Source organism: Brachybacterium paraconglomeratum (genome assembly GCF_003994255.1).
In the GTDB taxonomy this organism is placed as follows: Bacteria; Actinomycetota; Actinomycetes; order Actinomycetales; family Dermabacteraceae; genus Brachybacterium; species Brachybacterium conglomeratum.
The window spans coordinates 142,517-164,415 of sequence record NZ_ML133855.1; the positions used below are offsets into that span (position 1 = coordinate 142,517).

The 21,899-nt window shown below is 67.5% G+C and carries 16 protein-coding genes; 12 read left to right on the forward strand and 4 right to left on the reverse strand.

Translation table 11 applies throughout. The annotated features are described in order from the left end of the window. Positions 1-2: 2 nt before the first annotated feature. From DS079_RS09570 to DS079_RS09595, 6 genes are all read left to right on the forward strand, one after another. Positions 3-1,085, forward strand: coding sequence for a taurine ABC transporter substrate-binding protein (locus DS079_RS09570; protein ID WP_126986910.1), 1,083 nt, complete (start codon positions 3-5; stop codon positions 1,083-1,085). Further along, entirely contained in the window at positions 1,082-1,876 is a 795-nt protein-coding gene (locus tag DS079_RS09575; protein ID WP_164736184.1) for an ABC transporter ATP-binding protein, read from the forward strand. The genes DS079_RS09570 and DS079_RS09575 overlap by 4 nt, the downstream gene beginning before the upstream one ends. A gap of 102 nt (positions 1,877-1,978) precedes the next feature. Continuing rightward, positions 1,979-3,730, forward strand: coding sequence for a hypothetical protein (locus tag DS079_RS09580; RefSeq protein WP_126986912.1), 1,752 nt, complete (start codon positions 1,979-1,981; stop codon positions 3,728-3,730). A gap of 309 nt (positions 3,731-4,039) precedes the next feature. Further along, complete coding sequence (locus tag DS079_RS09585) at positions 4,040-5,317, forward strand: glycosyltransferase (RefSeq protein ID WP_126986914.1); 1,278 nt, start codon at positions 4,040-4,042, stop codon at positions 5,315-5,317. A 3-nt stretch (positions 5,318-5,320) separates the two neighbouring features. After that, positions 5,321-7,093, forward strand: coding sequence for a hypothetical protein (locus tag DS079_RS09590; protein WP_126986916.1), 1,773 nt, complete (start codon positions 5,321-5,323; stop codon positions 7,091-7,093). An 88-nt stretch (positions 7,094-7,181) separates the two neighbouring features. Next, positions 7,182-8,507: a D-glucuronyl C5-epimerase family protein gene (locus tag DS079_RS09595; RefSeq protein WP_164736185.1), complete on the forward strand. Its 1,326-nt coding sequence runs from the start codon at positions 7,182-7,184 to the stop codon at positions 8,505-8,507. Here DS079_RS09595 and DS079_RS09600 read toward each other — a convergent pair. Continuing rightward, positions 8,470-9,975, reverse strand: a complete 1,506-nt coding sequence (locus DS079_RS09600) for a hypothetical protein (RefSeq protein ID WP_126986920.1) — start codon at positions 9,973-9,975, stop codon at positions 8,470-8,472. The two genes, DS079_RS09595 and DS079_RS09600, sit on opposite strands and share 38 nt — an antisense overlap. 284 nt (positions 9,976-10,259) lie before the next feature. Beyond that, positions 10,260-11,321, reverse strand: coding sequence for a hypothetical protein (locus DS079_RS09605; RefSeq protein WP_126986922.1), 1,062 nt, complete (start codon positions 11,319-11,321; stop codon positions 10,260-10,262). 228 nt (positions 11,322-11,549) lie between these two features. On the opposite strand from DS079_RS09605, the gene DS079_RS09610 reads away from it, so the two are divergent. From DS079_RS09610 to DS079_RS09630, 5 genes are all read left to right on the forward strand, one after another. Beyond that, entirely contained in the window at positions 11,550-12,875 is a 1,326-nt protein-coding gene (locus DS079_RS09610; RefSeq protein WP_126986924.1) for a nucleotide sugar dehydrogenase, read from the forward strand. Positions 12,876-13,024: 149 nt separating this feature from the next. Continuing rightward, positions 13,025-13,702: an acyltransferase gene (locus DS079_RS09615; RefSeq protein WP_126986926.1), complete on the forward strand. Its 678-nt coding sequence runs from the start codon at positions 13,025-13,027 to the stop codon at positions 13,700-13,702. Further along, a complete protein-coding gene (locus DS079_RS09620; protein WP_126986928.1) occupies positions 13,699-14,808 on the forward strand; it encodes a DegT/DnrJ/EryC1/StrS family aminotransferase in 1,110 nt (369 codons plus the stop codon). Before DS079_RS09615 ends, DS079_RS09620 begins: the two co-directional genes overlap by 4 nt. Positions 14,809-14,810: 2 nt before the next feature. Beyond that, the gene (locus tag DS079_RS09625; RefSeq protein WP_126986930.1) at positions 14,811-15,824 is read left to right on the forward strand and encodes a Gfo/Idh/MocA family protein; all 1,014 of its coding nucleotides are present in this window, start codon (positions 14,811-14,813) and stop codon (positions 15,822-15,824) included. A 99-nt stretch (positions 15,825-15,923) separates the two neighbouring features. Then, positions 15,924-17,660 (forward strand): heparinase II/III domain-containing protein, encoded by a 1,737-nt coding sequence (locus DS079_RS09630; RefSeq protein ID WP_126986932.1) that lies wholly within the window; start codon positions 15,924-15,926, stop codon positions 17,658-17,660. 18 nt (positions 17,661-17,678) lie between these two features. Here DS079_RS09630 and wecC read toward each other — a convergent pair whose 3' ends face one another. Both wecC and DS079_RS09640 read right to left on the reverse strand, forming a co-directional pair. After that, positions 17,679-18,932 (reverse strand): UDP-N-acetyl-D-mannosamine dehydrogenase, encoded by a 1,254-nt coding sequence (wecC, locus tag DS079_RS09635; protein ID WP_126986934.1) that lies wholly within the window; start codon positions 18,930-18,932, stop codon positions 17,679-17,681. Between the two features lie 208 nt (positions 18,933-19,140). After that, positions 19,141-20,607: a glycosyltransferase gene (locus DS079_RS09640; protein WP_126986936.1), complete on the reverse strand. Its 1,467-nt coding sequence runs from the start codon at positions 20,605-20,607 to the stop codon at positions 19,141-19,143. Between the two features lie 356 nt (positions 20,608-20,963). Between DS079_RS09640 and DS079_RS09645 the strand changes: the two genes are divergently transcribed. After that, positions 20,964-21,806, forward strand: coding sequence for a hypothetical protein (locus DS079_RS09645; RefSeq protein WP_164736186.1), 843 nt, complete (start codon positions 20,964-20,966; stop codon positions 21,804-21,806). The last annotated feature ends 93 nt before the right edge of the window (positions 21,807-21,899 follow it).

Here is a 21,899-nt window from a genome sequence, read left to right on the forward strand (position 1 = left end):
CCGTGAGCACATCGACCACCCCGCGCCGACCCGGGCTGCGCCTCGCCGCGGCCGCGCTCGGCCTCGCCCTGGCCCTTAGCGGGTGCGTGCAGTCCGGTCGCACCACGCACCCCGACAACTTCGCGGGCGAGATCGCCTGCCCCGTCGACCCCGACCCCTCCATCACGGCGTCAGTGCGGATCGGATGGCAGGCGATCCCCAACGGCGACCTCGTGGTGAAGGACCTCCAGCTCCTCGAGCGCTGCATGCCGGAGGCGGAGATCTCCTGGTTGAAGATGAACTCCGGCGGCGACGTCATCCAGGCGTTCGGCTCGAACTCCCTGGACATCTCCCTCGTGGGCTCCAGCCCTGCCGTGAAGTCCGCCTCCCCGCCGCTGAACAAGGACGTCAGGGTGATCTGGATCGGAGACGTCATCGGCGCGGCCGAGTCCCTCGTGGTCAAGGACCCGGCGGCCCAGACGCTCGCGGACCTCTCCGGGAAGACGATCGCCGTGCCCTTCGGCTCCACCGCCCACTACTCCCTGCTCACCGCTCTCGGTGACCAGGACCTGCTCAGCGAGGTGCGGGTGGTCAACCTGGCCACGGACGCGATCCTCGCCGCCTGGCAGCGCGACGAGATCGACGCGGCCTGGGTGTGGGAGCCGACCCTCACCGAGCTGCTCGAGAACGAGGGCCACACGATCCTCTCCAGCGAGGACAGCGCGGGGCTCGGCGCCCCCACCTTCGACCTCATCGCCGGGACCGGGGACTTCATCGAGGCGAACCCCGAGTTGATGCGGATGTGGACCACGGTCCAGGCCGAGGGCACCCGCCTGCTGAACGAGGAGCCGGACACGGCCGCGACGTCGATCGCCGTGCAGCTGGACGTCTCCAAGGAGGAGTCCGAGAAGCTCCTCGAGGGATACACCTACCCCACGCTCGAGGAGCAGTCGGGCGAGGACTACTTCGGCGGGGACGGCCTCGCGGAGGACCTCGCCAGCACCGCGGAGTTCCTCGAGGCGCAGGGAGAGATCGACGCCCTCGCCGAGGACGAGGTCTACTCCCGCATGTCCCACGGCGACGCGATCGAGGAGGCCGCCCAGTGAACGATCCGGTGACCGACACGGCGACCCCCGTCGTCGCCCTGGACGGTGTCTCCCAGCGCTTCGTCACCGATTCCGGGGAGGTGGTGCACGCCCTGGACGAGACCGACCTGCAGATCCCGGAGGGGCAGTTCGTGTGCGTGGTCGGGCCGTCCGGCTGCGGCAAGACGACGCTGCTGAAGATCCTCGCCGGCTTCCTGGCCCCGACGGGCGGCAGCGCCCACTACCGGGGCATGAGGATCACGGCACCGGGTGCGGAGCGCGGCGTCGTGTTCCAGCAGCCCAACCTGTACCCGTGGTTCACGGTGCGTGACAACGTCGCGCTCGGGATGAGGCTGCGCAAGGTCGGCAAGCAGGAGCGCCGCGAGAAGGCGCAGGAGTACCTCGACCTCGTGGGACTGGGGGACTTCGGCGACGCGAAGCCGTACGAGCTCTCCGGCGGCATGCAGCAGCGCGCCCAGATCGCGCGCGTGCTCGCCAACGAGACCGACGTGATCCTCATGGACGAGCCCTTCGGGGCGCTCGACGCGATCACCCGCGCCCGCCTGCAGGCCGACCTCCTGTCGATCCAGCGCCGACAGCGGCGCACGGTCTTCTTCATCACCCACGACGTGGACGAGGCGGTGTTCCTCGGGGACCGGGTGCTCGTGATGAGCGCACGCCCCGGCCGCGTGGTGCTCGACCAGGAGGTGACGCTCTCCGCGCAGGCGGGCAAGGTGCTCGGCGAGGAGATGCGCCGCACCGCGGAGTTTATCGAGCTGCGCGAGACGATCGCCGGGGCAATCGAGCACTGAGGCAGTCGACATGAGACCGACGCCGGCTACCGGAGCGCAAGAACGTACTCTCGCAGTACGAGCCCGCACGGCTCGGTCGAGGTGAAGTGAAAGGCTGATCGGGTGAACATCAATCTCGGTGTTGCGGCGATATCGGAGCACGGTTGCGCTATGCTGCCGCGGCTTTGGGACGAGGCGCTTCGCATCGGTGGCGAGGCGTACGACCTCGACACTGCGATCGTGCGCAGGACCCCTCGTCGTGCGACGTTGAATGCACAGTTCCTGGAGAAGACGTGGGAGGTGCCGACCTGGCTGGAGGACGAGCACGGCATCCTGTCCTTGTCCCAGCCTCCGGTTTCCTACACGACAGAGGTTCCTCGTTCCGGGTGGGAGCGGTGGGCGCTCGACACCCTCCGTACGGACGAGGGGCGTCGGACCGTGCACCCCGGATACCTCGGTATCGCCCACTGGAACGATGACGGCATGGAGCTGTGGAACGACTACTTCGGGTTCGCCCGTGCCTTCGTCGTCCACAACGAGCACTTCGTCGCCGTAGGCAATCACATCGGCATGCTCGCGATGTTCGCGGACCAGCCGATCGAAGCCGACGATTACGGGGCCGACGTGTTCGCGCAGCTCGGCTTCTGGCCGGAGGAGAACTCACCTTTCACCGGGATCCGCCGGCTGTCGGCAGCTGAAGTGATCGCGGTGGGGACCCACGACGAGGTATCGATCCGTCGCTACACGCAGCTCGAGGAGACCTTTGGCCACCGGGACAGCATCCCTGACATCGAGGCCGCCGCTCGGTCGCTCGCCACGTCGACGTCCAACATCGGTGAAATCGCGTCTCGCCGTCCCCGCGTGGACCTCTCCGGCGGACAGGACTCGCGCCTGACGGCTGCGGCCTGGATCGCCGGAGGGCATCCGGGGCTGGTCCACACACTGGGAAATCTGCAGGGAGAGGCGGACATCGCCTCGGAGCTCATGGATGTCCTCGCCGCCGAGCGGCCGCTCGAGGATCGAGGGCTCTCGCATCAGATCGTCCACTCGGATCCGAAGCGCAACGCGAGGTTCTCGCTCGAGGAGCGGCTCGAGGCGGGTATGCGCCAGTGGGACGGGGATTTCGCGCACATCAACCTCAAGGCCCCGATCAAGCGCCCGCCTCGGGTCAGCGCTTTCGCCGTCGGCGGAGGGAACGGAGAGGTGATGCATCCTCTCTACTACTCGACGCCGCACATCCTGAAGAAGGTCAGGGAGTTCCCCCACCCGCTCTGGCGGGTCCCCCAGGCGCTTCCTCCCCGCTGGAACACGGATCGCGCGATCGCTCACACGGACCTCTACATCAGTCGGCAGGTCGAGGAGATGCAGTCGATCGGCCAGCACGATGCTTCGTCGCTGAACGTTTTCCAGATGATGGGGAAGTTCCGCCGTTGGCCGAGCTCGCAGCTCGTGGGCTCCGCCTTCGTCCTCCTTCTCAACCCCGTCTTCGTGCGGTCGGCCATCGATCTCACCCCCGAGCAGCGAGTGGAGAAGACGATGCAGCGCGCACTCACCGAAGAGCTCGTGCCGCGGTGGTCCGGCATCCCGTACTTTAAGGGTGGGGTCTCAGATTTCAAGAAATCTGAGATCGTCCAGGCGAACCGCATCTGGAACACATCGCCGGGGTCAATGGAGCGGCTGCTGCACGAGCGCTCGAACTGGAAGGGCGCCTTCGACGAGACGAAGATGCTCGAACTCGAGCAGGTGGTCCACTCCGGTGAGGCCGCCACAGTGCAGGAGTCGACGCTCAACAAGGCATTCATCGTCGACGCTATCCCTGACCACGCGTCGTTCCTCGAGACTGCTCGCAGACGAACCTGGTCCGGTATCGCGTGATGCGCAGCCGGCTACCGAAGGACGGCCGACGACGCCGTTTCATCTGAGGCCGACGTCGGGCATGCGACCGCCCCTCGGTGGTTCACTCGGCGACAGCCCCGTCGGTGCGTTTCCCAGGTGGGTGCGCGCTGGCGGGATGCTCTGTCGCGGGCGGACGGGCGAGCAGCTCGTCCTCCCTACACACCTCCCGGGAGCTGTGCGCAGTGATACACCTGCGGGCGTGTTCGGGGGACGGCGTTCGATCGATATCATCAGTGCGGCGCACCGACTGCCGTGCCGCCCACAGTCCTGACCGAGGAGAGAAGAGCCATGCGTATTGCGGCCGTCGTCCACAACGGGGTCAAGCATGATGCGCGAGTCCTCAAGGGGGCGGCGTCCCTCAAGGCACAAGGACACGACGTGCGACTGTTCGGGCTCACCGCCGACGAGTCCGAGGACTTCGTGCTTCCGAACGGCATCCCCGTCCACCTTCAGCACAGGGATCTGTCGGATCTGAAGCCGCGCGTCGAGCGCGAGGATCTGCCCAAGGGGCGTGTGAGCTCGATCTGGACGTCTTTCCGGATTCAGGGCGAGACAGTCTTCGAGAGCGTGCGATCGACGTTCGTGCCGGACATCGTCCACATGCACGATCATCTGACCCTCGCCGCCGCGGCGATGTACAAAGAAGCGTTCGACGTGCCGATCATCTGGGACGCTCATGAGATCTATGAGGACCTGGCGAGCATCGAGCCCGAGCGTGCCGCGGTGAACTCACGCATCATCGCCGACAACGTCCAGTACGTCGATGGCTTCATCACCCTGAACCAGAGCATCGCCGACTTCTACCGTGAGAAGTACGAGGCCCTGCCCGAGGCGGTCTTGGTCCCCAACGCGGTCGAACGTGTCACGCAGACCAAGTACGACGGCCGTCTGCACGAGGCGGCTGGTCTGGAACCCGAGCAGAAGATCCTCCTCTTCCAAGGCGGCTTCTCGCCGCACCGCGGCATTCCCGCGCTCCTCGAGGCGTCGAAGCTTCTGCGGGAGGACTGGTCGCTGGTGTTCATGGGCTGGGGGAAACTCGAGGAGAGCATCCGTGAGTACGCCGAGTCCGAGACCGACAGGCCCGACGGTCGAGCGCGGGTGGCAGCCGTGCCCAGTGCACCTCACGACGAGCTCCTGAGCTGGACGGCCGGGGCCGCTCTCGGCACGATCCCGTACGAGAACACCGGTCTCAATCATCTCTACTGCTCGCCGAACAAGTTGTGGGAGTATCCGGCGGCCGGAGTGCCGATCCTGGCGACCGACATGCCGGAGATGGAGAAGCAGATCAAGAAGTACGGGATCGGTGTCACGTTTCCCATGGCACTCGACCCGGCGCAGATCGCCGACACGGTCAATGCCCTCAGCGATGCCGATCTCGAGCAGATGGCGGCGAACTGCGCGACCTACGCGGCCTCGGAGAACTGGCAGAAGTACGAGGGTCGGCTCATCTCACTGCACGAGCGGGTCTCTGGCGTGCAGGAGGAGAAGGGGCCGGGGGCAGGAGCTGCGGAGCGGGCACCGGCGACACTCTGGTCCAAGGTCGTCGACTTCTTCCGGGGGCGGTGAACCATGTCGAGCAGCCAGTTCATCCTCGCCTACGCCTGCGAGCGTAAGGAGGAGATGTCCGCGGAAGAGCTCGCGATCCGGTGGAACGCGGCGACGCGCCATCTTGAGGACGTCGCGGCCACGAGCCTCGAGTTTTCTAGGGCCGGCGACGGGAGGACCGGCTTCGCGGTATGGCAGCACGCGCGAAAGGTCATGACATGGCCGATGTTCGCCGAACGCGGGGGAGAGGCTGCAGGGTGGCTGCACGTCCCGGCGGCCGCGGGGAGACCTGAGGATGGCGTCGATGCTGTCGAGCTCGCGCGTGGTCTGTCCACCGGTGCGATCGATCGCGTCACGATGGGGGCACCTGCAGCGGCCGTGCACTGGTCCGAAGACGGCCTGCGGATCGTCAACGACCGCCTCGGGATGGTCCGTCTCTACGAGATCGTCGTGCCAGGTTTCGGCATGGTCTGGAGCAGCAGACCGGGGCTAGCGCACATCTTCGCCGGACTTCAGCCAGCGCTGTCGCAGTCGACCTGGAACGACATGGCGACGCTCGGATGGCCCTCACATGGCACAGCGCACCTGGGCAACGGCGGACAGATGCCGGCGAGCACCTCGGTCCATGCGGGTGCGGACGGGACGACGAGCTCGCAGTGCGACCGGGACGAGTGGATCCGTTCCATCATCGAGGACGGCGTCCCGTCACTCGCCGAGGGTGGACTCGGCATGGTCGACTCCTTGAGCACCGCCGCGTGGTGGGAGGGGAGGCCCGTGGCAGACCTCTCCGGGGGGAAGGACTCGAGGGTGACCGCCGCTGCGGCCATCCGTGCCGGAGTGGTCGATACAGTGAGGACCGTCAACACGGACACGGGCGAGGTGGAGGCCGCTCGTCGTCTTCTCGCGCTGGCCGGCGATCCGGTCCGCCATCGCGTGGACAGCGTCGTCGAGCCGAAGAAGCCGGAAGGTTCGGCGATGGATCGATACATCTCCATGCAGCGGGCATGGGAGGGTGCATACAACGCGCGGTCGGCGTATCGCTCCAGGCCGTTCACCGGGTTCCGTCCCGCGTCGGCGCCGCGTATCAACGGTCTCGGCGGCGAAGCGGTCCAGGGACGCACTCTTCTCAACCCGGCGTGGGAGAAGAAGATGACAGATCAGGGCGCGGAAGTCGGACGGGAGCGGCTCACGCAGATGGTCCGGTCCGGCGGCGGCGGAGTGGGGGGCGAGGTCATCGAGGACTCCGTGGCCTCGACGCTCCGACTTGCTGATCAGTCCGGGGAGGTCGGCCTCCAGTCCGCGTTCAACGTGGTCGACTTCTTCTACCATTTCAGCAAGATGCCGTACTGGTCGATGCCCCAGGCGACGGGGAGCACTCTGCTGCCTTTCTACGCGCCGCAGATGCTCCCGCGCACGATGTGGGCGATTCCGAATGCCATGACGGAGTATGGGCGGCTGCACCGAGACGTTCTGCGGGAGCTGATGCCGCAGTGGGCCGACGAGCCGTTCTACAAGGGCTCGGCCAGGACGCGTGCGACTCCCTGGATGTGGGAGAACGCGGACTGGGAAGGTATCGAGCCCCTGATCATGGAGGGTGCCGCGGCACTGGAGACGTTTTCCCTCCAGGAGATCGAGAACTTCATGGGCAAAGTGCGTGACGGCGGAGGGAACGGTCGCCACGAGACCGCCTTCGCTCGCGTACTGTGGGAGATGAGCTTCCGGGAGTATGCGGACGAGATTGGCCGCCAGGCAGCCGCGACGTCGCGGGAAGTCGAGCGCGTACGCACCGGTAATTAGCTGTGAGCATGGATCGCGCCACGAATGGGATTGCGATCTTGCAGTATTCTTGACAGTTCCAGTGAGCATGAGGTGGGTGAGGTGGGCCGTGACTTCCGAGATCGAGTACATCACGAATGAGGCGGAGGTCGGGCTCCCCCCGCTGCAGTCGTCCCGGCGGACGGTGTGGAATTATTACAGGATCGAGTTCCTGCCCCACGGGTACCCCGGCCGGCGCACGGGCGATGTGCTGTATGCCCACCCGATCTACGGCCCGTATGTGATCGCGGACTACATCGCGCAGTACCGCCGGACGAAGGATGACGTGTTCCTGGAGGCCGCCAAGCACGTCACAGACGCCGCGGTCGAGCAGATGACCCCGGTCGGGGACGGCCTGGCGTTTCTGTACAGCCAGGACAAGACTGCTGTCTCCTCGAGGTCGCACACGTTCTACAGCGGTCTGACGCAGGCCCGTTACGTCGAGTGCCTCAAGAACTTGGTGCAGCTGCCCGACACCGAACGGTTCCAGGAGCCCCTCTCCCGGGTCCTGAAGAGTCTTCTCGTCCCTGCCGAGGAGGGAGGTGTGGCGCGCTACACCGATGATGGTGGGCTGATCATCGAGGAGTACCCGTCGCTCGCGCCCGATTGCACCTTGAACGGTTGGACGACCGCCACAGTCATCCTCCGCGACTATGCGCGGCTCACCGGTGATGAGTTGGGGTGGGAGATCTTTCGGAAGTCCGTCCGCGGGCTGGAGCGGCTGATCCCGATCTATGACGTGCCTGAGCTGGCCAACTCCCGGTACCGTCTTACCGGTGTGGCGTCGATCCAGGTCGCGGCGAAGGGGGCCGATCTCGAAGTCGTCGACTGCGAGGTCGAGATGCCAGGCAGCGGCACCTTCTCCGCGAAGGATGTGCGGGATCCCGCGGGCGAAGCGCTGAAGTCGGGCCCGAGGCACGTGGCCGATGGCAATGCGGAAGCGCTGGTCCTGTCGCTGAGCCGTCTGACCTGGCCCACGCCGAACACCGTCCACCTCACGATCCGCGCCTCCGAACCGGGCGAGGTGATGCTCGGCATCGGCGATGGCGAGTACTCCCCGATGTCGAAGGATCTCCCCGTCTCCTCCTTCCGAGAACTCGCCACGGTGCCGGTCGAGGCCGGTGAGAACCGAGTCTCAGTGGCGATCCCCTGGAATGATGCGGAGCTCGTCTCCTACCCGACGGGCTTCGGCAAGGCGCTGGCCGGTCGGCAGTTCAATCAGTACCACTGGATTCATGTGGACACCCTCGGGAAGATCGTCGAGGAGACCGGCAGCGATATCCTTGCTTACTACCGTGAGAAGTGGATGCGTTACCCGGAGAAGTGGCCGGAGATGCCGCAGTACCAGGATGAGCGGATTACTCTCGAGCGCTTCGACCCGAAGAGGCATAAGTAGGAATTCCCGTGTTCATCGCGAGGATCTCCGCGGACGAGAGGGCGGTGGCGCCGAAGATCTCGGTGGGTGGATGTCGGTAGGCCAGCGAATTGATGCGCCGCTTGATCGTCGATTCCCAGGGTGCCAGGGCGCCCCATGCGCCGACGTACGTGTTCGACCTGCCCAGCCGGGGCGCATCCGGAGGGTCCTGGGCCAGCCAGCGGACGGTCGTGATCCTCTTGTGCGCTGCCAGGTAGTGGCGACGAAACGAGAGAGCGACGGTATGCAGGTTCTCGTCGGTCACGAGCTGGGGGTCGATCGCTCGCCACTCGAGGAGTGCCCTGACCCTGAGCGTGGCGTGCGAGCTGTCCTCGGCACGCTGGACGGGAGGGATCTGGCGCTCCTCCAGCGGATCGTCTCGGGTCACGCCCGCGAAGGCATCGCTATCGACGGGGTAGTAGTACCAAGGGTGCTTCAGTTCCCCTGACTCATAGGCGCCGATCTCCGAGAGGAAGCGGTGGGCCAGGGAGCTCCCCAGGCGTCGGAATCCCTTGTCCGAGTATCGGTGTCCGAGGATCATGAACGAGGTCGCCGCGTCGACGACGTGGTTGTGCGGCAGCTCGAGGCCCAATCGGCGAGATGGAAATGCCCGAAGGGTGATGTACCACGTCTGGCCTGAGCGAACACGGATTTCATCATCGTGGAGCAGCAGGGCGCGGCGCGCCGCGGTGTACAGCTCTTCGGGCGAGATGTCGGAGACTCCGGCGGAGGCCGGAGAGCGCTCGAGCTCTTCTGCGACGCTGATCAGTGATCGGGAGATCATTCCTGAGTGGACGAGGTGGGCGCCCCGCTGAGGCTCGATGGGCCATTCCCCGGCGGGAATGAAGGAGAGGTCGATCGGTGCGGGCAATCCACGGATCAGCACCGAATGAATCGAGCTGCGCCTGGCGAGGACATCGGGCAGGTAGTCCTGGTCAGCCGGGTCGAGCGATCCTTCGGGGGATGACCAGGTCGCGCCGTCGCCGCGGTAGGAACGTATGATCGCAGTGGTCGGACTCGGACGTTCGATGACGATGCGCTCCGAAGCGGCCTGCACGCTGATCGGGGCTCCGCCGATTGAGCCCATGACAGCGCTCCCGGCGGTGTACCGAGGGCCCGAGGACCATGCGGGAACGATACGGCCCTGCCAGTTCTCGAGTCCTCGTGCCTCGTCGGTCCTCTCGACCATGTGCTGTGCCCACCGAGCGGCGCGGCGTAGCTGTTCGATGTCTCCGGTGACCCGCCAGGTGAGCACGGCAGCGCGGATCAGGAGCGAGACGTCCCAGGTGAAATGGCCGCTCTCGTTGGACTCGTATGCGGGCTCGGTACCGATCACCTCGTCCATGACAGTCAGGGCCTCATGGACGAAGTCCTCGCTCGCAGCGCGCACATCGGACATGCGGTGGCTCTTCGGGCCGTCTGCACGGGACGCGACGGCGTCGTGGTCCATCGGGCTTTCCCCCTACTTCGGTCGACAGCGACTGAATCACTCAGGAGCTGGACGATAGTGTCTTGGTCCGAGGACTGCTGGTCGTTCCATGGAGTCAGGCGAGCACGTCGACGACACCGTCAGAGTCCTCCGCGGCGGTCGCGACCGCCCTTCGCGTGAAGAGCGGCCGCAGTTCACGATCCGTTGTCGCCGTCATGTGATCGAAGTGCGACGCTGGCACCGGTCTCCGTCGAGCGCTGCAGTCCCGGGGAGCCTATCCTCGAAATCTGTGGACGAGGACCGGTTCAGGTTCCCGTCGTGATTACGCTGTCCGTGCCGTCGGCATGTACGACGAACGGGGTGCCGGCGACGCTCTCCACCTGGACGGTGAGGACGACGCCCGCGGCGTCCTCCGGCACCAGGTCCGCCATGCCAGTCTGCCGCAGGTTCCACGGGACGTGGTGCGTGCTGTAGTCGATCGCCAGGGTCTCGTCCCAGTAGGTCGTGGTCGACGCGATCTCGCCGTCCTCGTCGAGCCATCGGGCGATCACCTGGACCCTCGCCGTGGACGATTCCTTGCCGGTCATCCCCTCCCGGCACTTGTTCGCGCCGTCGCCGTCGCGGGACCCGCCGACCACGGTGCACGAGGTCAGTCGCACGGTCGAGCTCATCTGGTCGAGCGAAGACGGATCGTCGACACGTCGGCTCAGGATGGTCTTCTTCGTGCCGGGCGTGAAGAGGGTGGCGTCCTCGAGGCGGTGCAGCGCCGGGACATGTGCACCGTTTCCTCTGTCGGCCTCTAGCGTGGCGCGGAGGGGGAGCGAGGTGAGCTCGCCGTCCGAGCTCTCGGCGAAGGGGGCGGAGGCGAGCAAATCGCACTCCATCGACTCGCCGGTCTCCACGGTCAGGGCCTGGCCCGAGATGGATCCGCCGCGGGAGACGAATACATTCGTGCTCACCTTGCCGGAGGCATGCATCTCCACGGTTGCCTCGCCGCTGCGACATTCGACGCGCCCCGAGATCATGATCGCGTGGACGGTCGAGGTCGGGACGCCCTCGGTGGTCAGATCGAAGTGCAGCAGCGCCGGTCCGGTGGCGTCCGCGGGAACCATCACGCTCGCGACCGTTTCGTCCTTCGCGCCGAAGGACAGGGGGACCGTGCTCGTGCTGCTCGCAGGTCCGGTGGACGACGCGCCGGGATCCTCGGAGGTCTGGTCATCGGAGCCGCTGAAGGCCAGGGTGCAGAGGACTCCGACGAGGACCAACGCGAGGGAGTAGGCGGCCAGGGCGACCCATCGCGCCGTCCGGGAGGGGCCGGGGCGAGGTTCGTCGGACTCCTGGTCGAGGCCGGGGAAGATGTCACTCACGACGCTCCACAGTAGCGGGCGAGCACAGTTCGGCTCAGTTTCCTCCCGATCGTGGGGTGGCGTGGGATCCGGCCGGCGGGCCTGAAAGTGAAACAGCGGGTGAACACCGCGAAATGAGCAGCGAGTCACACGGGTGATGAGAGCCCTCACCGGGGTGGTGGAGGTCGAGGATCACGTATCGTCGGGAGTGCGTCATCCACGCCGATATCCGTCATCGAAAGGCTCACCGTGAAGACTGCTGTTGTCGCCCTGGGGAAGATCGGGCTGCCGCTCGCGGTGCAGTTCGCTGATGCCGGTCATGAGGTGATCGGCGTGGACGTGAACCCGGGTCAGGTGGAGCTCATCAACAAGGGGACCGAGCCCTTCCCCGGTGAGGCGCACTTGCAGGAGAAGCTCTCCGAGCTGGTCCCCGCCGGGAAGCTCCGCGCGACCACCGACTACGCCGAGGCGATCCCGGGGGCGGACGCGGTCGTGATCGTCGTCCCGCTCTTCGTGGACGACGCCACCTGGGCACCGGACTTCGGATGGATGGACGCCGCGACCCGTTCGCTGGCCGAGCACCTCACTCCCGGCACCCTCGTCTCCTACGAGACGACCCTGCCCGTGGGCACCCTGCGCACCCGCTTCGTGCCGATGATCGAGCAGATCTCGGGGCTGAAGGAGTCCGAGGGCTTCTTCGCCGTGTTCTCCCCCGAGCGCGTGCTGACCGGGCGGGTCTTCGAGGACCTGCGCAAGTACCCCAAGCTCATCGGCGCGCTGACCGAGGAGGGCGCCCGTCGGGCCCGCGAGTTCTACGAGTCCGCGCTCTCCTTCGACGAGCGTCCCGACCTCACGCAGCCCAACGGCGTGTGGGACCTCGGATCTCCCGAGGCGTCCGAGCTGGCAAAGCTCGCCGAGACCACCTACCGGGACGTGAACATCGCGCTCGCGAACGAGTTCGCGCTGTTCGCGCAGGACCACGGCATCGACGTGTACAAGGTCATCGAGGCCAGCAACTCCCAGCCCTACTCGCACATCCACCAGCCCGGCATCGCCGTGGGCGGGCACTGCATCCCCGTCTACCCGCGGCTCTACCTCTCGGGCGACCCGTCGGCGACCACCGTGCGCACCGCCCGAACCCTGAACGCCTCGGTGCCCGCCTTCCTCGTGGAGCGGGCTGCGAGCCTGCTCGGCTCCCTGAAGGGCCTGAAGGCTGTGGTGCTCGGCGCCTCCTACCGCACCGGCGTGAAGGAGACCGCGTTCTCCGGCGTGTTCCCGGTCGTGGATGCGCTGCGTGGGCACGGGGCCGACGTCGCGGTGCACGACACCTTTTACGACGACGAGGAGATCCGCGGCTTCGGCTGGGATCCCTACACGATCGGCGACGCCGCGGACCTCGTGATCGTCCAGACCAATCACCCCGACTACCGCGAACTCGGCAGCGAGGACGTGCCCGGAGTGAAGCTGATCGTGGACGGCCGCAACATCACCACCGCCGAGAACTGGGCCGGCACCCCCCGCCTCGTGCTCGGCGACGGCTCCACCTCCACCCACCAGCAGGCCGAGGAGGCCTGACTAGTCGGAAGAGAAGCATCGAACGGTGTATGAACGCAACATGATCAGGGCAGCTGTACCGATCAGCCGACAGATCTATAAGCAAGGGGAATCACTTGCCTGTGTCCGGCTTGCCTGTGTCCGGGGCGCGGCGCGGTATCGTCGGGCCCATGGCTGACACCCCTTCCTACCGGGTCGCCCCGGGGGCGGACATCTCGGACGACGCGACTATCGGGGACGGCAGCGCGATCTGGCATCTCGCGCAAGTGCGGGAGGGGGCCCGGCTCGGCGCGGGTTGCATCGTGGGCCGTGGCGTCTACATCGGCTCCGGGGTGCGGATGGGCGATGGCTGCAAGGTCCAGAATTATGCCCTGGTCTACGAGCCCGCAGTGCTCGCCGACGGCGTGTTCGTGGGGCCTGCGGCGGTGTTCACCAACGACCATTTCCCCCGTGCCGTGAATCCCGACCTCTCCCCGAAGTCCGCTTCGGACTGGGAGCCTGTGGGTGTGACCTGCGAGACGGGCGCCTCGATCGGTGCCCGTGCGGTGTGCGTCGCCCCGGTGACCATCGGTGCCTGGGCGATGGTCGCCGCCGGCGCGACGGTGGTCAAGGACGTCCCTCCGCACGCCCTGGTCGCCGGGGTGCCGGCGCGGCGTCTGGGCTGGGTGGGCCGCTCCGGGGAGAAGCTGGTCCCGGCCTCCGACGGCACCGATGCCTGGGTGTGCCCCACCACCGGTGACTGGTACGTCCCCGATGACTCCACCGGCGGGCTGCAGCTCGCCTCCGCATCCGCGGCCGGCGCATTGCGTCCGGCCGCCCCCGACGAACAGGACGGACCTATCGCATGAGCACCGAACTCGACTTCATCCCGCCGGCCAAGCCGATCATCGGCACCGAGGAGCGGGAGGCGGTGGATCGTGTGCTCGCTTCCGGGATGGTCGCCCAGGGCCCCGAGGCCGCCGCGTTCGAGCAGGAGTTCTCGGCCGCGCTGGTGGGCGGTCGCGAGGTCGTCGCGGTGAACTCCGGCACCTCCGGGCAGCATCTGGGGATGCTGGCGCTGGGGCTGAAGCCGGGCGATGAGGTGATCGTGCCGTCCTTCACCTTCGCGGCGACCGCGAACTCGGTGGCCGTCTCCGGTGGGGTGCCGGTGTTCGTGGACGTGGACCCCGAGACCTTCACCCTCGATCCTGCCGCGGTCGAGGCGGCGGTCACCGAGCGCACCGTCGGCATCCAACCGGTGCATCTGTACGGGCACCCGGCGTCGATGGATCAGCTGGTGGAGATCGCGCAGCGGCACGGGCTGTGGCTCTTCGAGGACGCGGCGCAGGCGCACGGTGCGACCTGGAACGGTGCGCAGGTGGGCACCTTCGGTGACGCGGTGATGTACTCGCTGTACCCGACGAAGAACATGACCTCCGGTGAGGGTGGCATGGTCGGCTGCGCCTCGAGCGAGACCGCACGTCAGGTGCGGCTGCTGCGCAACCAGGGCATGGAGAAGCAGTACGCGAACGAGGTCGCCGGATACAACAACCGCATGACCGACATCCACGCCGCGATCGGTCGCGTCCAGCTGGGCAAGCTCCCCGCCTGGACCGCGACCCGTCAGGCGAACGCCGCGTTCTTCGACGCGCACCTCGAGGGGGTGGTGACGCCGGTGGTCCGTGAGAACGCGAGCCACGTCTACCACCAGTACACGGTGCGCATCGAGGGCGCCACCGCCGCGGAGCGCGACGCCTTCGCGACCGCGCTGCGCGAGGAGCACAAGGTGGGCTGCGGCGTCTACTACCCCACGCCGGTGCACCGTCTGGAGACCTTCCAGATCGACCTGGACCTGCCCGTGACCGAGCTGCTCGCACGCGAGGTGCTCTCGCTGCCGGTGCACCCCTCGCTCTCCGAGCTGGACCGCGAGCGGATCGTCGCGGCCGTGAACACCGTGGCGAAGGCAGGAGCCTGATCATGACCACGAAGACACTGCGGGCCGGACTGATCGGCCTGGGCATGATGGGCCGCCACCACGCCCGCAACCTCCGCGCACTCGACGGTGTCGATCTCGTGGCGGTCGCCGATGCGCAGGGCGATCCTCATGGCGCCGCGCCCGGGCTCGACGTCCTGCCCGATGTCGACGCGCTGATCGCGGCCGGCATCGACTACGCGATCGTGGCCGTGCCCACCCAGTTCCATCGCGATGTCGCACTCGCGCTCGCCTCGGCCGGGATCCACACCCTGGTCGAGAAGCCGCTCGCCTTCGACATCGGAGAGGCCGAGGAGATCACCGCCGCCTACGAGACGGCGGGGCTGGTCGGCGCGGTGGGGTACATCGAGCGGTACAACCCAGCGCTCCAGGCGATGCGCAAGCGCATCGCCGAGGGGCAGCTGGGGGAGATCTACCAGATCGTCACCCGTCGTCAAGGGGCGTTCCCCGCGCGTATCCGCGACGTGGGAGTGGTCAAGGACCTCGCCACTCACGACCTCGACCTCACCGCCTGGGTCGCGAAGTCGCAGTTCTCTTCCGTCGCCGCCACATCTACACGGCGCTCGGGACGGCAGGACGAGGACATGGTGTCGATCACCGGTCAGCTCGAGGACGGAACGATCACGAACCATCTGGTGAACTGGCTGTCCCCGTTCAAGGAGCGGGTCACCGTGGTCACCGGGGAGAAGGGAGCCCTGATCGGCGACACGCTGAGCGCGGACCTCACCTTCCACGCCAACGGGGAGACCGCCACGAACCTGTGGGAGTCGATGGCCTCGTTCCGCGGGGTCAGCGAGGGTGACTCGATCACCTATGCCCTCCAGCGCAAGGAGCCGCTGGTGACCGAGCACGAGGCCTTCCGCGACGCGGTCCTCGGTGATGCCTCGAACATCGTGACCATGCGCGAAGGCCTGCACACCGTGCGAACCGTCGAGGCCGTGCTCGAGTCGGCGGAGACGGAGCAGTCGGTGGCGCTGGGCGGATCAGTCCGGGCCTGATGCTCGGCCTGCTGCCCCCGTGAGCCCGCGCGGCAGACGCCGCGCCCAGGTCTGCTCAATACACTGGGCAGGACAGAGAACATCACTGGAGGTCCTTACGTGTCTGCCCGAGGCGTCGCGAACGTTGCCGAACTGGATCTCGGCGTCGCCGAACGCCAGGCATTCGGCACCGTGTACGGAAAGCCCGCCAAGCACGAACTGCTGGCCAAGCTCGTCAAGGGTGGGACGTTGCGTCTTCCGCCGCACCCCAACTGGACAGGTGACACGACCGATTGGACCGCCGATCCCTACGGCGACCGGAACTGGCAGTTCCAGCACCACACACTCCGGTGGCTGAATCCGCTGCGATGGGCCGCGCTCGAGGGGGACGAAGAGGCCGCCACCGAATGGCGTCGCGTCGCGAGATCCTGGGCCGAGGCGAACATCCCCGCGAAGCGCGCCCGCGGGGTCTTCGCGTGGAAGGACATGGCAGATGGCAACCGTGCCATCCAGCTGAGCCTCGGCGCACCGCTCATCCGCCCGGAGGACGACTGGTACATCTCCTCGATCCGCTACCACGTCGAGTGGCTCATGGACGAGGACCACATCGTCCAGAAGAACCACGCGCTCCACCAGCACTCAGGGCTCGTCGTCGCCGCTGCCCTCCTCCGTGATGAGACGGCGCTGGACATCGCACACGCCCGAATGGTCGCTCAGTTCGGCAGCACGTTCGACAGCCAGGGTGCGAACGACGAGGGCGCCACCGGATACCACGAGATGAACCTGAAATGGTGGGGCCAGGCGTGGCAGCGGGTGAAGGTGGAGGGCCTCGAGATACCGGCCACGGTCGAGGCCCAGCTCGCCGCCGGTCGCGCCGCTCTGGCGCAGCTCGTGCTCCCCGACGGCACGCTCTCGCAGATCGGCGACACCAAACGGGTTCCCGTCTCGCGAGGGCTCGGGCCGGAGGTCGAGTACGTCGCCACCCAAGGTGCCGAAGGCACGCCCCCTCGGGAGACTGCAGTCGCCTTCGACCGTGGGTACGTCGTCTCACGCAGCGGTTGGGGCACGGACCGCCCTCTGGCCGACGAGTCACACATGATCGTGCGCTTCGGCCACGACGTCCTCTCCCATTCGCACCAGGACCGGGGCAGCGTGCACCTGTATACGCGTGGCCGCCCTTGGTTGACGGACAGCGGCTTCTTCAGCTACCAGACAGGGGACCTGACCCGCACGTACTTCCTGTCCCCCGAGGCGCACAATGTCGCGAGACTCCCCGACCACGCTCATTCCTTGCGCGCCGAGGTCGAGCTCGAGAGGTTCGAGGCCACCGCGGATGTCCATGACATCCTGCTTCGTGATCACGGGTACCGGGACGTCGAGATGCGTCGCAGGATCCTCTACCTCACGGGTCCCGACTGCTGGATCATCTGGGACCAGGTCTCCGAGCCGTCGAGCATCGAACAGAACTGGATCGTCGACATCGGAGTGAGGATGCGCCGCCACGATCGTGGGTTCGAACTCCTGGCAGAGGGGCAGTCGATGACGATGACCTGGCTCGGCAACGTTCCCGCCTTCTCTCGCCACGTGGCGAAGGAAGGTGATCCCCACGGCTGGATCGCGACGAAGTGGAAGACCCTGGAACCAGCGACGGCCCTGACAGCCCGGACGTCACACAATCGCCAGCGGTGCGTGGTCCTCATCGCCCCGTCGGCGCCGCAGGAGCTCGCCGTGGTGCGCTCCTACATCACGACTGCCGGCCGACTCACCATGGTCGTCACACGAGGTCCCCGTGTCTGGGAGGTCGCTGTCGACGAGGCCGAGCTGAGCATCGCCGAGCTGGAGCGCGATTGGACCTGACGCTCTCGGGGCCGTCGCTCAACGCCACAGCCCCCTGGTGTCGATCAGCACCTTCTCCCGCAACCTGTCGCGGTCGAAATTCTTGAACGGCGTGTGGTCGACCAGCAGCAGCACGATGTCGGCTCGAGAGACGGCGTCGTCCATCTCGGTGAGCTCGACGTTGTCGCGCCCGTCGAGCTCGGAGGGGAGCTGGTCGATGTTGGGCTCGACGACGAGCACCACCGCGTCCGGCAGCTGATCAGCGAGCGCGATGCAGATCTCCTTCGACGGGGACTCTCTCAGATCGTCGATATCCGGCTTGAATGATATCCCGAGTGCCGCGACGGTCGGTTTCTTGAATCGGTCGGCCCTCTCGAGGACCTTGCGAAGAACGTGGTCGGGCTTCGCGTCGTTCACCTCTCGGGCGGTGGCGATCAATCGCGAGGCCTCGGGTTCGGCCGCGACGATGAACCACGGATCCACTGCGATGCAATGACCGCCCACCCCCGGGCCGGGCTTCAGGATGTTCACCCGGGGGTGATGGTTCGCCAGCTCGATCAACTCCCACACGTCGATGCCTTGGCGCTCGGCGATGATCGAGAGCTCGTTGGCGAAGGCGATGTTCACGTCCCGGAAGGCGTTCTCGGTCAGCTTCGCCATCTCGGCGGTGCGGGCGTCGGTGAGCAGCAGCTCCCCGTGGCAGAAGCTCGCGTAGAGATCTCGTGTCAGCTCCGCTGCTTCCGGGGTCGTCCCTCCGATGATGCGGTCGTTGTCGACCATCTCGATCATGATCCGACCGGGCAGCACGCGTTCGGGGGCATGGGCGAAGTGCAGGGAGGCAGGCGACCCCGGCGCGTCCGTGAGATCAGGGCGCGCGCGGAGCAGCACACCCGCCATGTGCTCGGTGGTCCCCGGGGGCGATGTCGACTCGAGGACGATCAGCTCGCCTCCCTCGAGTCTCGGGGCGATGCTCTCGGCGGCCGATTCGATGTAGGAGAGGTCGATCGCGCGATCGCCCCTGAAGGGGGTGGGGACGGCGACGATGTACGCGTCTGCTCGAGGCATGACCGTCCCCGCCGAGAGCCGACCCTGGGCCACGACCCCGGCGACCACCGCCTCGAGCCCCTCCTCGGCGAAGGGGACTCGTCCGTCGTTGATGGCGTCGACGGTGGTCTGCTCCACGTCGACCCCGACGACGGTCTTGCCGGCCTGCGCGAGCACCGCGGCCGTCGGCAGGCCGATGTACCCCAGCCCGACCACACAGACGGTGTTCAAGGGGATTCGTGGGGTCATGGAGTCTCCTGGGGACAGCGGGAAAGGAAAGAAAGGAGGGGGAAACCGGTGCGTATCACCTGAGGGACAGGCATCCCTTACCGTAGCCCCTGTTGAGGCTCTGTGATGATGCCGCGGGTCCGGTAGGCAGGGAAAATACAGCTGTGCCGGATGCGCGAACGCCCCCACGTGCGGCGCCGTCGAATGATGGCGTCTCGCTCTACGTGAGTCAGCGGGAGATCTCCTCGTAAGCCTTGGCGATCCGTGCAGCCATCGCCGTCCAGTCCCGCTCGGCGACCACCCAATCCCGGGCCCGGGAGCCCAATCGCGCGGCAAGCGGGGGATCGTCGAGCAGCGCCGTGAGCTGTTCGGTCAGCGATTCCGCGCTGCCCTTCTCATGCAACAACCCGTTCATCTCGGGCGTCACGATCTCCGCGAGGGCCGCGACGTCCGAGGCGATCACCGCCTTGCCCATCGCCATCGCCTCGAAGGGCTTCAGCGGCGAGACCATCTCGCACACCGGCAGGGGCAGGCGCGGGAACGGGGTCACGTCGATGATCGAGTAGTAGCGCTCGACCTCCTCGTGGGGGACGCGTCCGGTGAAGGTAACCACGTCATCGAGCCCCTGCTCGGCGGCGCTCGCCTGCAGCTCCTCGAGCTTCGCGCCGTCGCCGACGATCAGCACGCGGAAGTCCTCACGGCTGCGCTTCAGCCTGGCAGTGGCCTCGAGCAGCAGGTCCAGGCCCTCGTAGTCCACGATCGTGCCCACGTAGCCGATGACCGTCCTCCCGTCCACGCCGAGCTCGGATGCGAGCTCCTCGTCGCGGGGGAGCGGGGTGAAGCGTTCGGTGTCCACGCCGTTGGGGACCAGGACGATCTTGTCCTCGTCGACCCCGCGCTCGATCAGCTCGTCCTTCAGCGCCTGCGTGATCGCGAGGACCTTCGTCGCGCCCCGGGCGGCGTCGGCCTCCATGCGCGCGATGTACCGGTACTGGTCGCTGCGGCCCCATTCGGGGTCGCGGGAGCCGCGGGTGACCTCCCACAGCCCCCGCACCTCGTAGACGGACGGGATCCCGAGGATCCGCCCGGCCATCACCGCGGCGAGCCCGTTCCAGTGGTTCGAGGCGCCGTGGAGGATCGCGGGCCGTTCCTCGCGGGCCAGCGGCAGCAGCGCATCCACGTACCGGCTCACGTAGTCGTGCATCGGGTTCTTCTTCTCGATCTGCCGTCCCGTGAGCAGGTGGTGGTAGTCCACCTCGCCCACCACCTCGTGCGGGGGCAGGTCCGGGACATCGGCCATCTTCGGCATGTCGTAGGGGTAGCCGAGCCGGGTCACCCCGTCCACGTCCCAGCCCGCCCGGCCCAGCTCCGTGAGCAGTCCGTGGGTGCGGGTGGCGTAGCCGCCGGAGTGGTGGGGGAGGGCGTTGTGCAGCATGTAGAGCACGTGATCACGTCGGGGCTCGTACTCGGGTGCCTCCCGCATCTCCGGCAGGGGGAAGCCGTCGCGGGCGAGGTCGGAGTTGCGCACCACAGTGGGCTTCGCATCACCGGCCGGCGTGTGCGAGACGGCGGACGGCTTCGCGCGCCGGGGCTCCTGTCGGCTCCACCACAGGCGGAGCTGTGAGAGGCCGCCGTGCCGCAGATGCCACAGCCCCTTCCTCAACGACTCGAGGCGGGACGACAGGGGGCTGGGCACGGATGACCTCCGACGGTGAACGGTGGGAGTCCAGTCTACGGTCGGCGCCGGTGCGGATCGCGGTGCCCGTAGCCTGGTCGCGGCCCTGATCGGCAGGGAGAGCTCGGGGCGGGGAGATGCGAGGGACGATGAGCGGGATTCAGGAGTCCGGACAGACCGGTCCTAGGCGAGGCCGGGCATGGCTCCTCGGTGGAGGGGCGCTGATCCTCCTACTTGCGGTCGTGCTCGTCGTCGGCGTCGTGGGGCTCGCCGGACGAGGCGGGGACGGGAACCCGACCTCGCGGACTGCGCCGTCGACCGCCGCTCCCACCCCACCGCCCTTCCCGGCAGCCCCCTACGCCGTCTCGGACGAGGCCTTGCTCACCGTCCCCGAGGAGACCCGCATCGCGCAGGGAACCTTCTGGGCGGAGGCCGGCGCCGAGTACGTCGTCACCATGGACCTGCGCAGCACGATGCCCGAGGGCAGCGGCGGCCGCTCGATGTACCTCGGCGTGACCCTCAGCTGCTCACCCCGGGCCGGAGGCCCCGGCATCAGCGTCGGTGGGACCCAGAACATGCTCACCGGCGAGGAGACGACCTACCGCAATCAGGGCCTGATCAGCATGCCCGAGGACGGCGGCGTGGACTGCAGCATCAAGCTCTCCGCCCCCTACGACGACGTCGCCTCGAGGGACACCACGTTCCCCGCTGGCGCGAGCTGGGAGGTGCGTCGTGCGGATGCCGCCGCGCAGGCACCGACGGACACGGTGCTGCCGACGACGATCGCAGCCGGCGCGACCGAGGACGTGCTCACCGCCGAGCTCCCGATCGATGAGGCCGGCGAGGGCCTCGAGGCCCTCTCCTCCCTGCACCTGACCGCCTGCACCGGCGTGAACGGCTCCCGGGAGGACGGACGGGCCTGGTGCCGGGAGGATGCGCTCGACGAGGGCGGCAGCACGGTCACGCTCCGGGCCCGGATGGAGCTCGTCGGCGAGGACGGCAACGCCTGCGCCGAGCTCGCCGCGCAGGCGCTGCCCGCGGACCGCATCGAGCTCCACCGCCACCACCGGCTGCTGTCCCTCGCCCTGGAGACCTCCCTCCCGGAGCGGCCGTGCGGTCGGCAGGCTCGGGTGACGCTCGCAGTGCACAACGACGGACCTGCCCCGGTCGTCGTGCACCGGACGAACTCGTCCCTGCTCCTGACGACCCCGGCCGGGTGACGGCGGCGAACGGGCCGGCACCGACGCCGTCCTCCGTCGGCCGATCCTCCCCTGCCGCGTCGGCCACATCCCCGGAAGGCCCTCTGGAATCCC